Below are 12905 nucleotides of genomic sequence, written 5' to 3'. Positions count from 1 at the left end.
TAAAGCTCCGAAACGTCTCGCGCTTACTCCGCGGCTGCCGCAACCGGCTGCGCCGCTTCTTCGGCAATCCTGATCAGTGCCTCGCCGTGTTCTTCCAGATAGGCGAGGGTGAAATTCATGCAGGCAATTCCGTATTCACGGGTCCAGTTGGACCCGGGGTGCGAACATTCCTGGTCTTTTTCGTTGTCTGTCAGCAGGCGCAATTCAGCGTGCACCTGCGCCTTGCGCCGTTCGACCGCGCGGCGGATCACCTCGGGAGGCAGTTGCGCGGCGTTGAGGGCGATCAACAGAAAGGGAGATTTGAAAGTGTCCGGTGCCTGTGGATCGCACAGGGACTGGATGAAGTCTTCCCGGCCGGCGTCGGTGATGGAATAGACCTTGCGGGCGGGTTTGCCTGCCTGCGGTTCCTCGCGCACGGTTACAAGCCCTTCCGATTCCAGACGCGCCAGCGCCGGATAGATCGAGCCGAAGCTCGCATCATCGAAATAGCTGAACCGGCCTTCGGTCGACTCCTTCCGGATTTCGTATCCGGTGGCATCCCCGAAAGAAAGGATTGCGAGGCAGAGACTGCGTACACTCATTGACAACTCCGTGCCTGGGAGCGTCCTCCCGGCATGACGGCCTTCATACGAGCCCGGTTGCGATCCGGATGACGCTATAGGCATCGTAAGAAGTGTCATATGTTGGTTCGATATATCGAACAAATATATGCTCACGCCTTTGTAATCAAGGGTGCGCTGCACAAATCTTGCGTCGAGGATGAACAAACTATGAGCTGATCTTCAAAATGATCTTAATCGGTCTATTTGACAGGTTGTTGGCAGGTATCGATCGGCGCTAGGCTGATCATGCATCGCAACAGCAATCGCAGAGCGAGGAGTGTGCGCCATGGCATGGTCGATGAAGGGGCCGGTTCGCTTGAAGCTTCCGAGAGATCCCTTGTTTCGTCTGCTTGCAGTCAACGGCCTGGCGGGAACGGCAGTTGCCGGCCTTGTGCTCGGCGGCATTTTCCTCGGCAATATCGGTAATCTGAGAGTGCTTGTCATGTCGGCAGAGGACCCCGTGCTGCCGGTCGTCATGCTGGCATTCGGCCTGTTCATCACGCTCGGGTCCGTGGTCATGGGCTCAGCCATCATGCTGTTGGGTGAAACCGGCCGAAGCGGAAAAGGCGGAGGTGGGGCCGCAAGGCGCAGACTGCCGATATCTTTCACCGGGCAAATGAAACCGGTGCCGGTTCCAGCCAGAGCAGATCGCGGACACGATCTGCGCCGGTGAACCTTCTCGGTCAGTTCGGCACCTTGCGTAAACGGTCAATGAGCGAGTTGCTGGTAAACTGACTTGGCCTTGGCGGAAGTCGAGGGCTGTGGCCCCAAATCAGCAAACAAGGTCATGGCCGCAGCTGCTAAAAGTAGCAGCAATCCCAGGGATGAGAGCCTCATCTCACCGGTCCTTTCGATCATGACGTCCTCCGTTTTGATGCAGCGCTTATACAGTCGCAGGATCTAAAGTCCCGGTAATACGGCATGTAAAATTTTACGTACCTGCAAATACCTACAGGCAAATCTGACAATGCCCCGTTTCCAGTGCCGAGAAAGGGCCGCCTGGTGATGTAGCTGAAGGACTTTCAGCACGTCCCGCACACGTCCGTTCCAGGATCGGGAAGCGAAGAAGGGTAAGTCTCCGAACAGCGCAGACCGCTGTTAACCATGGCGTTCGAAAAAAACGGGCGAACTGCAAGGACAGGTTGCAGATCGTCCGCGCGCCCTGTACGACCAATGGTAGTTTAACGTTTTGTTAATTATTCATTGGGGTTGCAATGCGATTTCTTTTGAGAAACTTGCACGTTTTTGTTTTTGCTAGCCTTTCAGCGTCAGCCGCCTTTTGGGTTGCTAGCCATTCCGACCAGGCGGTAGAGGTTGCACAGCCGCTGGTCGAAGACGCGGTCGAGCTTCATGTGATGGCGGAAAATGCTCTGCGCGAGATCGGTCAACTGGACCTGGAAAAAGTGGCAGATGAGGCGATTTCCTACTATGTCGCGACGCTGCGCATGCCCAGCCTGCTCTTCGAAAGGCTGTCGGATGAACTGGGCGAAGTCAGCGACACGATGGAGAGGAGGGTGCAGTCTGGGCCTTTTCCTCAGACAGCATCACCTGCCGCAAAAGATCGGCCTGTGCCGGTGGTGGCTGGCCCAAGCCGGTTTGGGCGCACTGGTGAATACCGGCACGCCAAACTGTCGATCTGATCAGAAACGCCTCACGCTGCTGCCAGAGCCAGCGCTATACCCTGGCCGACACCGATGCACATGGTGGCAAGCGCCAGGTTTCCTCCTCGCTTTTTCAGTTCCAGCGCTGCTGTTCCCGTGATTCTGGCACCAGACATCCCCAACGGATGACCGAGTGCAATCGCACCGCCGTTCGGATTGAGGATTTCGCTGTCTTCGGGCAGGCCAAGGTCTCGCATGACCGCAATGCCCTGGGCTGCGAAAGCTTCGTTGAGTTCGATCACGTCGAACTCCGGCAGCGCGATTCCGAGGCGCGCGCAAAGCTTGCGCGTCGCCGGTGCGGGACCAATGCCCATGATCCGCGGCGGAACGCCGGCGGTAGCTCCGCCGACGACGCGGGCGATCGGCGTGAGATTGTGCTTGGCCACCGCAGCTTCCGACGCGATCAGCAAAGCCGCAGCACCGTCGTTGACACCGGACGCGTTGCCGGCGGTCACCGAACCATTTTCACGGAACGGCGTCTTGAGCGCGGAGAGGGCCTCCAGCGTTGTGTTCCTGGGGTGTTCGTCCTTGTCCACCAGTATAGGGTCGCCCTTGCGCTGCGGGATCATCACAGGAACGATTTCTTCTGCGAAACGACCGGATTGCTGAGCGACGGAGGCTCGCTGCTGGCTGCGCAGCGCGAAGGCATCCTGGTCCTGTCGCGAGATCTGGAATTGTTCGGCAACGTTTTCCGCCGTTTCCGGCATGGAATCGATACCATATTGGCGTTTGAGAAGCGGATTGACGAAGCGCCAGCCGATTGTCGTGTCGAAGATCTCGGCCGAGCGGGAAAAGGCGGTGTCTGCCTTTGGCATGACAAAAGGTGCGCGGGACATGCTTTCAACGCCGCCAGCGATGGCCAGATCGATTTCGCCGGCCTTGATCGCCCTGGCCGCAGTCATGACGGCATCCATTCCCGAGCCACAAAGCCGGTTGAGCGTCAGACCGGGAACTGTCTCCGGCAGGCCTGCCAGCAGTGCCGACATGCGCGCGACGTTTCGATTGTCTTCACCGGCCTGGTTGGCACAGCCATAAAAGACATCATCTACCTCGGCCCAGTCCGTATCCGGATTGCGCTCCATGAGGGCGCTGATGGGGATCGCACCAAGATCGTCAGCGCGTACGGAGGACAGCATGCCGCCATAGCGTCCGATGGGCGTGCGGACATAATCGCAAATGAAGACATGATGCATGAGCGTTTTCCTCTCCGTCGCGCGGCGTTGGCCTTTGGGGCATTGTCGCGAATTGGGGTGAAGTCTTGCCGGAAATCATCTGGCAGGGCAAGGACACATCACGGGAAAGTCGATCTCGTTAGGGATTTTGTGATGTTTCCGGATGGCGCCGGATATCGTCTTCCTGCAAGTAGGTTCCGGACTGCACCTCAATCATCCGCACCGGAATCTTGCCCGGGTTATGCAACGTGTGCTGCGCTCCAAGCGGCACATACGCGGACTGGTTTTCGCTGAGCAGGCGCGTTTCGCCGTTGATCGTGATCTCGAGCGTACCGGACACCACCACCCAGTGCTCCGTCCGGTGAAGGTGGCTTTGCAGGCTGAGCCTCTTGCCCGGCTTGATCATCATCGACTGAACGGAGAAACGTTCGCCGGCGTTGATGCGTTCGGTGTAGCCCCAGGGACGGTAGGACCTCGGGTGCCGGTCCACCTCATGCCTGCCTTCCGCCTTCAGTTGCTCCACAACGGTCTTGACGTCCTGCGCCTTGTCCTTGTGGGCAACAAGAACGCTGTCGGTCGTGGCGATCACCATGACATCCTCAAGGCCGATAACGGATACGAGCCCGCGTTCAGCATAGGCCAGGCAGTTGTTGCTATCGAGAAAGCGGGCATCGCCCAATCCGGAATTGCCCTGGGCATCCTTGTCCAGGACCGTCCAGATTGCCGACCAGGAGCCCAGGTCGTCCCATTCCGGTGCAACGGGGGCGCAGACGACGTTGTCCGCCTTTTCCATGATGGCGTAGTCGATGGAAATGTTGTCCAGTGCTTCGAAGGCTTCCTGGTTCAGTCGCGTAAAATCCAGATCCCCATGCCGTGTCTTCATGACGGCGACGATGTTCTCGTAAAGCTCCGGCTGGTGCTTCTTGAAAGCATCAATCATCGTATTGGCGGCATAAAGAAAGATGCCGGCATTCCAGACATAACTGCCGTCCCTCAGGAAGGCATCGGCACGGTCCTGGTCAGGCTTCTCGACAAAGGCTTCCACAGGCCGCACAGGCTCGCTGCCACTTGCAACCTTGATATATCCGTATCCGGTATTGGCTTCGCTGGGTTCGATGCCGAAGGTCACGATCTTTCCTGCGCGAGCAGCCGTCTCCGCCTGATGGACGGCAGTCAGGAAAAGATCTTCCTTCCGGATCAGGTGGTCGGAGGGCAACAGCAGGATCAGGGCGTTCGGGTCGGTTTCTGCTGCAATCAACGCTGCCATCAGGGCAGGGGGCGCTGTATTGCGGCCGACAGGCTCAAGCAGGATCGACTGGGCTTCGAGCCCCAGTTCGTTGAGCTGCTCGCCGATCAGAAACCGGTGGGCATTGCTGCCGATCACGATCGGAGCGGCAAAGTCCGGCCGATTGACACGCTTGCAGGTCTTCTGGAACAGACTTTCCCCGCCAAACAGTGGCAAAAACTGTTTTGGCCGGTCGGTGCGTGACAGCGGCCACAGCCGCGAACCGACACCACCGGACAAAATACAAGGGAAAATCATGCTTTGCTTCCTGTTCTGCTGGCACATTCGGGCGCTTGCGGGCGCACCGGTGTTGCTTTGAGTGTTAATCAGCACCGGGACAAGTTGCAAGCAAGTGGCTTGAACGCTACATACGTAATAACGTAACGCCAGGGCGTTGGTTCCCAAAGAGCGCAACAGGCTTCAGGACTATGACAAATTCGGATACCAGGCTTGTTCAGCTTGACCGCGCGGGCATCCGCAAGGGCGGTGAATGGCTGGTGCGCAGCGTAGATCTATCGGTTTCTCCGGGTGAAATCGTGACGCTTATCGGGCCCAACGGTTCCGGCAAGTCGACAACGGCCAAGATGGCGCTTGGTATCCTGAGCCCGAGCGAAGGCCGTGCCGAACGCAAGCCCGGCCTGAAGATTGGCTATGTGCCGCAGAAGCTCGCCATCGACTGGACGTTGCCGCTGACGGTCGCCAGGTTCATGCGGCTGACGAACCCCCTGTCCGATGCCGAATGCCGCGCGGCGCTGGCGCGCACAGGTGCTGAAAGGCTGATGACCTCTCAGATGCGCACGCTCTCCGGAGGGGAAATGCAGCGTGTCATGCTGGCGCGCGCGATTGCCCGCAATCCCGGGCTGCTGGTGTTGGACGAACCGGTGCAAGGCGTGGATTATGCCGGTGAAATCGCGATCTACGACCTCATTTCCGAAATCCGCAACACGCTTGGCTGCGGCATCCTGATGATCTCTCACGATCTTCATGTCGTGATGGCGGCTGCGGATCAGGTGATTTGCCTCAATGGTCACGTTTGCTGCCGCGGAACCCCTTCTGACGTCAGCCGTGATGACCGGTATCATGCGCTGTTTGGCAACCGGCGCAATGCGGCGATTGCCGTCTATGAACATCACCATGACCACGTGCATCTGCCGGACGGAAAGGTGCGTCACGCGGACGGTTCACTGTGTTCCTCCTGTTCCGGCGAGCATCATCACGCATCTGCCGACGCGGCTGCGGAGAAAGAAGGCGGCATTCGAAATGCTGGATGATTTCTTCACCCGTGCACTCATTGCCGGCATAGGTGTGGCACTTGTTGCAGGACCGCTTGGCTGTTTCATCGTCTGGCGTCGCATGGCCTATTTCGGCGATACGCTGTCGCACGCAGCCTTGCTGGGCGTTGCCCTGTCGCTGCTGCTCAACGTCAACACCACGTTGGCCGTCGGGGTCGTTTCCATCCTTCTGGCGATCGTGCTGATGGCACTGAGGCGCAGCGACACGCTGTCTTCCGATGCGTTGCTTGGCTTGCTGTCCCATTCCGCGCTCGCCCTGGGGTTGGTCTGTCTGGCCTTCATGACATGGGTCCGGGTCGATCTGCTGGGGCTGCTCTTCGGCGACATCCTGGCCGTCACACCCATGGACATTGCCATGATATACGCTGGCGGCGCGATCGTGCTCGGTGTTCTCGTAGTCATCTGGCGCCGCCTGTTCGCGGCAACGGTCAGTCCGGACCTTGCCGCGGGCGAGGGGCTGAAGCCTGAGCGGACCGAGCTGATCTTCATGCTGCTGACGGCAATCGTCATTGCCATTTCTCTGAAGATCATCGGCGCGCTGCTGATTACCGCGCTGCTGATCATTCCCGCCGCAGCCGCCCGGCGCCTGTCGGCATCGCCGGAACAGATGGCGGTGATTGCAGCCTTGACCGGAGCCGCCGCCGTCGTCGGCGGGCTCTATAGTTCGCTAGCCTACGATACCCCGTCCGGCCCCTCCATCGTCGTTGCGGCGATGGCACTGTTTGTCGTCAGTCTTGTCCCGGGCGTGCAAATCGTGAGAAGGGTGAGATCGAGCACGAAAGGAGATCGTCCGTGAGCGTTGAGACACATCCCGAACTGACCAAGAACCAGGCCCTGGTGTTCGGCTCGTTGTCGGACGCGGGTGGACCTTTGACGGCCTATGCGATTCTCGATCTGTTGCGCGACAGCGGTTTCCGTGCGCCGCTGCAGGTCTACCGGGCTCTCGACAAGCTGGTGGAATACGGAATGGTCCACCGGCTGGAAAGCCTCAATGCCTTTGTAGCCTGTTCCCACAAGGGCTGCTCCGGCCATGGCACGGCTGCCTTCGCCATCTGTGAAAAATGTGGTGTCGTCAGCGAGTTCACGCCGGACAAGGCCATTTCCCTCCTGAGGGAATGGACGCAGAGCGAAGGCTTCCAGTTGTCCCGGACCACCATCGAGCTGCGCGGCACCTGCCGGCAGTGCACCATGCCGATGTAACCCTGGCGGCGTTTCCCGGCATCCATTTGATTTCCGAGACACTGTCTTTGTTCTAGGATGTCTGCATCGAATCCCCGGAGAGGTTCATGACAGACAAACTGGGCATCGGCATCATCGGATGCGGCACTATCTCAAAGACCTATTTTGATCTGGCGCCAAAGTTCAATGGCCTTGAAATCAGGGCCTGTGCGGATCTGAACCGTCATGCTGCGGAAGAGCGCGCATCCGAATACGGCGTGCGCGCACTCACCGTTCACGACCTGCTTCTGGCGGATGATGTCGATCTGATCGTCAATCTGACTGTTCCCGATGCCCATTATCTCGTTTCCCATGAAATCCTGGCGCACGGGAAGCATGTCTACTCGGAAAAACCTCTGGCTCTGTCGATCAGGGACGGGCAGGCGCTTGCCGATTTTGCACGCAAAAAACATCTGAGGGTCGGGTGTGCACCGGATACGTTTCTGGGCGGGGCACATCAGATTGCCCGCAAGGCAGTTGACGAAGGACTGATCGGAGAAATCGTTGGGGGCACGTGCCATGTCATGAGTCACGGCATGGAGCATTGGCATCCCAACCCGGACTTCTTCTTCAAGCCGGGAGGGGGGCCGGTTCTCGACCTCGGACCTTACTACATTGCCGCTCTGCTCAATCTGATCGGCCCGGTAAAGCGTGTGTGCGCCATGTCAGCCATGCCGTTCAAGACCCGGACGATCGGGAGCGGCACTCGAAATGGTGAAAAGATCGATGTCTCCACCCCAACTACGATCCATGCGATTCTCGAGTTCCTGTGCGGTGCAAAAGTAACGCTGACGGCGAGCTGGGACGTCTGGGCACACAGGCACCAGCCTATGGAGCTTTACGGAACCCGGGGAACACTTTTTCTGGCCGACCCGAACTATTTCGGCGGAGACGTAAGCCTGGTCACCGAAGATGGAACGACAAAACCACTGGACGATGCGATGCACCCGTTCGGTTTGGCGAATGTCGATGACAACGGCCTGCCGCGTGCGAACTACCGGGCTGCCGGTCTGGCAGACATGGCCCAGTCGATCCTGAGTGGAGACGATACCGAGTTCCGCTGTTCGCTCGAACGGGCCTTGCATGCGGTCGATGTCATGGTGTCGATTTTGAAATCCGCCGAAACTGGAACGTTTGTCGAAATCGAACACCAGGCCAGCCGTCCACAGGCGCTTGCTGCCACTGAGGCAGTCAAATTGCTCGTCTGAAGCTGGTTGCAGGTGCACCGCCAGCCACCTATCTTCGCCGCAAGGGATGTCCGGGTCTGAGGGCTCCCGGCCGCTTGCGGGCAAAAGAGGGAGAGCGGGAATGGCCTTGTTGATCGCCGGCCTTGTGCTGTTTTTGGGAATTCACACGCTGCCGATGTTTCCGGCAACGCGCAATGGGCTGGTGTCCAGGCTCGGCGAAACACCGTACAAGGGGCTATATACGCTCTTGTCGTTCGTCGGTCTGGGGCTGATCGTTTACGGTTATGGCGTGGCCCGTTTTGAAGGCCCGCCGGTGCTGTACGATCCGCCGTTCTGGCTGCGCCACGTCACCATGCTGTTCATGGTTCCTGTTTTCATTTTCCTTGTCGCTGCCTATGTGCCGTCGCGGATCAAGACAGTCCTGAAACATCCGATGCTGGTAGCCGTAAAGCTGTGGGCATTGGCTCACCTTCTGGCAAATGGCGATCTGGCTTCGGTGCTTTTGTTTGGCGGTTTTCTCGCCTGGGCCGTGGCAGACCGAATTTCGGTCAAGCGCCGTGGGCCCGGCGCCGGGCAGATTGGTGCACTGGCAACGGCCAAGCCCGGAAAATACTCCGATTTTGTCGTGATTCTGTTGGGCTTGGTTCTCTACGGACTGTTCGCGTGGAAGCTGCACGCCTTGTTGATCGGCGTTCCGGTGGCCTGATAGCGGTCGCGGAGCTTGAAATTACGTTAGAAATCCGGCATTCCGTGCCGGATTGCCCCACTTGCGCCATGAAGGACCGATTTAAGCCCCTTCAGGGAATTGCCCGAGCCGGATCAAGTGGATAATGTGCGCCACTCATGAAGGGGCCGTGCCCGGGCAGACGTGCCGGGCCGAAGAAGTGAATGCAGGAAATAGACACGCATGTCTGACATTTTTCGTGAAGTCGATGAAGATATCCGCCAGGAAAAATACCGTCGGCTTTGGGACCGCTTCGGTCCGTGGGTGCTTGGCGTTGCGGTCTTGATCATTGTTGGAACCGGCGGTTATCGCGGCTGGCTCTACTGGCAGGAACAGCAGTCCCAGAGCGCGGGTGACACGTTCTTTGAAGCCGTGCGGCTTTCCGAAGCCCAGAACTACGAAGAAGCAGCAGCTCTTTACGGTGAACTGGACAATGCCCTTGGCGGATACCCGGCCTTGGCGAAAATGCGCCAGGCAACCGATCTTTCCAATTCCGGCAAGACTGAAGAAGCCCTGGCCGAATTCGATGCCTTGTCGCGCGATACCAGCATCATGGATGCTCTGCGTGATGTTGCAGCGCTGCGTGCCGCTTATCTTGCCGTCGACACGCAAGGCTACGGCGATATTGCCGACCGGGTCGAGAAGCTGACCGGTGATACCGGTCCGTTCCGTGCAGCTGCACGCGAACTTCTTGCCCTAAGTGCATGGAAAGCCGGCGATATTGAAACAGCCCGTCAGTGGATTTCTGCTCTTGAAGACGACGCGGAAACTCCGGCAGACGTGAGCCGGCGCGTGTCGATCCTGAGTGACGTGATCCGGTCCAGCAACGGCGAAGCCATGGCGGACAGTGAAGGAAACAACCAGTGAGTTTTGTAACCGTTTCTTTCCGCAGACGCGGTGTTTTTGGTGCCATTGCGCTTTCGCTCGTCCTCACCGGTTGCGGGTCGGTCAGCGAATTTACCGAGAACATAAACCCGTTTGCTCGCGAGAAAATCCTCAAGGGTGAGCGCCAGCCCGTTTTCGACGGTGCCGATCCGGCAGCCGAAGCGCTTGGCCAGGCAGCAAAGGTCGGTTCTGCGACTGGTGGGCAGTCCTGGTCAACAGCCGGTGGTGGCCTGACCAACGATCCGGGCAACGTCGCCATATCCGTCTCCGGCAATCGTGCCTGGCGCGCTCAGGTCGGCTCGTCCGGCGGCGGGCTGACAACATCCGCACTTCGGGTGTCTTCCCGTCCGGTCAGTGATGGCAGCCGTATTTACGTCTACAAGCCGAATGGCGAAGTCGTAGCGTTGTCGACGGGCGGTGGACGCCAGTGGACCCAGAACCTGCGTCCGGAAGGCGAAAGGGATGTGGGGCCTGGTGGTGGTGTCGCCGTTGAAGGCGGCGTTGTCTACGCAGCCACCAGCTACCGTCAGGTCGCGGCTCTTGACGCCGGCTCCGGTCGGGAAATCTGGAAAGTCGACATCGACACGCCGGCTCGTGGTGCGCCTGTTGCCGGTGCCGGTCATGTCATTGTCGTATCCCAGTCCAACGAAGTCTATGCCCTGAAGCAGTCTGACGGCAGCGTTGCCTGGACCTATGCAGGTATCGAGGAAACCGCTGGTCTGTTGTCTGCGGCCAATCCGGCCATTTCCGGCAACCGTGTCATCGTGCCGTTCTCCTCCGGTGAAATCATGGCCATCGACATCAAGTCGGGCGAACCGGCCTGGATCGACGGCGTGTCTCGCGGCTTCAGGACACTTGCCCTGTCAGGTCTCGCGGACGTTTCGGCGAGCCCGGTTGTCTCCGGCAGTACGGTTTACGCCACAGGTGTTGCCGGCCGCACGGTTGCAGTGGATGCCCGCACCGGCCAGCGCCGCTGGGAACAGGATCTCGGCAGCGTGCACACGCCGGTTGTCTCCGGCAGCGCGTTGTTCATGGTTGATCTCGACGACCGTATGGTCGCCCTCAATCTGAAAAACGGGGAAACCCTCTGGGCAACGGCCTTGCCGCGTCCGGAAAAGAAGAAGAAGCGCCGCAACTGGGCTGGCCCGATCCTGGCGAATGGGGCACTGGTTGCCTTTTCCAGCGACGGTCAGATCGCAATCGTGGATGCCGCTTCCGGAAAAACCATGTTGACGCAGCGGACCAATACGGATGTCTATGTGACACCGATCGTCGCCGGAGGCCGGATTATCGTGCTGACAGGCAATGACGGCGTCGCTGCCTTCAACTAGCATTTGAGGCAGGGCCCGAAGAGGCCCGCCTATCAGGAGAAACTGCTGTGGGCGCTACTGTCGCCATTATCGGACGGCCGAATGTCGGCAAGTCCACCCTGTTCAATCGCCTTGTGGGCAAGCGCCTGGCGCTGGTAGACGACACACCTGGTGTGACGCGTGACCGGCGGCCGGGCGATGCCCGTTTGGGCGACTTGCGCTTCACGATCATCGACACCGCCGGTCTCGAAGATGCGGACAAGGAATCCCTCGAAGGCCGCATGCGCCGGCAGACCGAGGAGGCGATCGAAACCGCCGACGCGGTTCTGTTCGTGATTGACGCTCGTGCCGGTGTTACGCCGCTTGATGCCCATTTTGCCGAAGTTGCACGCAAGACCACCCGTCCGGTGATCCTGCTGGCCAATAAGGCGGAAGGTCGGGCCGGAGAGAGCGGACTTTACGAATCCTATTCGCTTGGGCTCGGTGATCCGATTGCAATCTCCGCTGAGCACGGCGAAGGGCTTGCTGATCTCTATGACGCTCTGAAACCTCATGTCGACCGGGTCACGGAAGAAGAAGAGGCAAAGCGCGAAGAGGCGATCACCAATGTGGATGTCGACGAGGACGGTGAATTCGTCGAGGACGAAGAGCCGGTCGGTACCATTGAAAGACCGCTGCGTGTTGCCATCGTCGGCCGCCCGAATGCGGGCAAGTCGACGCTGATCAACCGCATGCTGGGCGAAGACCGCATGCTGACCGGACCGGAGGCAGGCATCACGCGCGATTCCATCTCGGTAGACTGGGTCTGGCGCGACAGGCATATCAAGCTGTTCGATACGGCCGGTATCCGGAAAAAGGCGCGCGTACAGGAAAAGCTCGAGAAGCTCTCCGTGGCCGACGCTCTGCGTGCGATCAAGTTCGCCGAAGTGGTTGTTGTCACGCTGGACGCCACCATGTCCTTCGAGAAGCAGGACCTGCAGATCATCGATCTGGTTGCGCGCGAAGGCCGCGCGCTGGTGATCGCGATCAACAAGTGGGACCTGATCGAAGACCGGGAAGAAGCCTGGAAGAAAATCAAGGACGCCAACGAGCGGTATTTCAACCAGATCCGCGGTGTTCAGATCGCGACTTTGTCCGGCCAGCAAGGGCAGGGCGTCGATCGCCTGATCGAAAGCGTTTTTACCGCCTACGAGGCCTGGAACTCGCGTGTCTCGACCGCCAAGCTGAACCGTTGGCTGGACAAAGTCACCGCGAACCATCCGCCCCCCGCAGTTGCCGGACGCCGGGTGCGCCTGCGTTACATGACCCAGCCCAAGACGCGGCCGCCACATTTCGTGGTTTTTTGTTCGCGTCCCGAACAATTGCCGGAAAGCTACACGCGCTATCTGGTCAACTCGCTGCGCCAGACCTTCAACATACACGGAACTCCCATTCGCCTGTCCTATCGCAAAGGCGAAAACCCTTACGCCCCGAAGAGAAAACGGGGCTGAGTGGGGAGGGCAGCCTGCCATTTTGCCAGGCTGCCAGCCAGTATTCTTCTTTTCTGGCGGGAAAGCAGCTTCCCGCCGC

Annotated in this window: 13 protein-coding genes; 10 read left to right on the top strand and 3 right to left on the bottom strand. The window is 59.2% G+C overall.

Features of this window, described 5'->3' with window-relative positions:
* Positions 1–23: 23 nt before the first annotated feature.
* Positions 24–581, bottom strand: coding sequence for a helix-turn-helix transcriptional regulator (locus FIV03_RS23210; protein ID WP_023003940.1), 558 nt, complete (start codon positions 579–581; stop codon positions 24–26).
* Between the two features lie 307 nt (positions 582–888).
* On the opposite strand from FIV03_RS23210, the gene FIV03_RS23205 reads away from it, so the two are divergent.
* The gene (locus FIV03_RS23205; RefSeq protein ID WP_152511134.1) at positions 889–1275 is read left to right on the top strand and encodes a hypothetical protein; all 387 of its coding nucleotides are present in this window, start codon (positions 889–891) and stop codon (positions 1273–1275) included.
* Between the two features lie 541 nt (positions 1276–1816).
* A complete protein-coding gene (locus tag FIV03_RS23200) occupies positions 1817–2242 on the top strand; it encodes a hypothetical protein (RefSeq protein WP_152511133.1) in 426 nt (141 codons plus the stop codon).
* 11 nt (positions 2243–2253) lie between these two features.
* On the opposite strand, the gene pcaF is transcribed toward FIV03_RS23200, so the two are convergent.
* Together pcaF and FIV03_RS23190 are read right to left on the bottom strand one after the other, a co-directional pair.
* A complete protein-coding gene (gene pcaF / locus FIV03_RS23195; RefSeq protein WP_152511132.1) occupies positions 2254–3456 on the bottom strand; it encodes a 3-oxoadipyl-CoA thiolase in 1203 nt (400 codons plus the stop codon).
* 118 nt (positions 3457–3574) lie between these two features.
* Positions 3575–4978 (bottom strand): mannose-1-phosphate guanylyltransferase/mannose-6-phosphate isomerase, encoded by a 1404-nt coding sequence (locus tag FIV03_RS23190; protein ID WP_152511131.1) that lies wholly within the window; start codon positions 4976–4978, stop codon positions 3575–3577.
* Positions 4979–5148: 170 nt separating this feature from the next.
* On the opposite strand from FIV03_RS23190, the gene FIV03_RS23185 reads away from it, so the two are divergent.
* The 8 genes from FIV03_RS23185 to der all read left to right on the top strand — a co-directional run bounded on the left by FIV03_RS23185 (position 5149) and on the right by der (position 12826).
* Positions 5149–5991, top strand: coding sequence for a metal ABC transporter ATP-binding protein (locus FIV03_RS23185; protein ID WP_152511130.1), 843 nt, complete (start codon positions 5149–5151; stop codon positions 5989–5991).
* Complete coding sequence (gene znuB / locus FIV03_RS23180) at positions 5981–6808, top strand: zinc ABC transporter permease subunit ZnuB (protein ID WP_023003946.1); 828 nt, start codon at positions 5981–5983, stop codon at positions 6806–6808. Before FIV03_RS23185 ends, znuB begins: the two co-directional genes overlap by 11 nt.
* Positions 6805–7212 carry a Fur family transcriptional regulator gene (locus FIV03_RS23175; RefSeq protein WP_023003947.1) on the top strand — a complete coding sequence of 136 codons (408 nt, stop codon included), beginning with the start codon at positions 6805–6807 and terminating at the stop codon, positions 7210–7212. The genes znuB and FIV03_RS23175 overlap by 4 nt, the downstream gene beginning before the upstream one ends.
* Positions 7213–7298: 86 nt before the next feature.
* Positions 7299–8438 (top strand): Gfo/Idh/MocA family oxidoreductase, encoded by a 1140-nt coding sequence (locus FIV03_RS23170; RefSeq protein ID WP_152511129.1) that lies wholly within the window; start codon positions 7299–7301, stop codon positions 8436–8438.
* Positions 8439–8538: 100 nt separating this feature from the next.
* Positions 8539–9123, top strand: coding sequence for an NnrU family protein (locus FIV03_RS23165; protein WP_062489062.1), 585 nt, complete (start codon positions 8539–8541; stop codon positions 9121–9123).
* A gap of 201 nt (positions 9124–9324) precedes the next feature.
* Entirely contained in the window at positions 9325–10008 is a 684-nt protein-coding gene (locus tag FIV03_RS23160; protein ID WP_152511128.1) for a tetratricopeptide repeat protein, read from the top strand.
* Positions 10005–11357, top strand: a complete 1353-nt coding sequence (locus FIV03_RS23155; RefSeq protein ID WP_152511127.1) for a PQQ-binding-like beta-propeller repeat protein — start codon at positions 10005–10007, stop codon at positions 11355–11357. Before FIV03_RS23160 ends, FIV03_RS23155 begins: the two co-directional genes overlap by 4 nt.
* A 47-nt stretch (positions 11358–11404) precedes the next feature.
* Positions 11405–12826 (top strand): ribosome biogenesis GTPase Der, encoded by a 1422-nt coding sequence (gene der, locus FIV03_RS23150; RefSeq protein WP_023003952.1) that lies wholly within the window; start codon positions 11405–11407, stop codon positions 12824–12826.
* The last annotated feature ends 79 nt before the right edge of the window (positions 12827–12905 follow it).

It is taken from the genome of Labrenzia sp. THAF187b (assembly GCF_009363375.1).
Classification (GTDB): Bacteria; Pseudomonadota; Alphaproteobacteria; order Rhizobiales; family Stappiaceae; genus Roseibium; species Roseibium algicola.
This window is presented reverse-complemented; position numbering and strand designations above follow the sequence as displayed.

Bases quoted from the DNA above. Each gene is read 5' to 3' on its own strand.
- FIV03_RS23190 (WP_152511131.1), bottom strand. From the start codon at position 4,978: ATGATTTTCCCTTGTATTTTGTCCGGTGGTGTCGGTTCGCGGCTGTGG.
- FIV03_RS23185 (WP_152511130.1), top strand. From the start codon at position 5,149: ATGACAAATTCGGATACCAGGCTTGTTCAGCTTGACCGCGCGGGCATC.
- FIV03_RS23165 (WP_062489062.1), top strand. From the start codon at position 8,539: ATGGCCTTGTTGATCGCCGGCCTTGTGCTGTTTTTGGGAATTCACACG.
- FIV03_RS23200 (WP_152511133.1), top strand. From the start codon at position 1,817: ATGCGATTTCTTTTGAGAAACTTGCACGTTTTTGTTTTTGCTAGCCTT.
- pcaF (WP_152511132.1), bottom strand. From the start codon at position 3,456: ATGCATCATGTCTTCATTTGCGATTATGTCCGCACGCCCATCGGACGC.
- FIV03_RS23205 (WP_152511134.1), top strand. From the start codon at position 889: ATGGCATGGTCGATGAAGGGGCCGGTTCGCTTGAAGCTTCCGAGAGAT.
- znuB (WP_023003946.1), top strand. From the start codon at position 5,981: ATGCTGGATGATTTCTTCACCCGTGCACTCATTGCCGGCATAGGTGTG.
- FIV03_RS23170 (WP_152511129.1), top strand. From the start codon at position 7,299: ATGACAGACAAACTGGGCATCGGCATCATCGGATGCGGCACTATCTCA.
- FIV03_RS23160 (WP_152511128.1), top strand. From the start codon at position 9,325: ATGTCTGACATTTTTCGTGAAGTCGATGAAGATATCCGCCAGGAAAAA.
- FIV03_RS23210 (WP_023003940.1), bottom strand. From the start codon at position 581: ATGAGTGTACGCAGTCTCTGCCTCGCAATCCTTTCTTTCGGGGATGCC.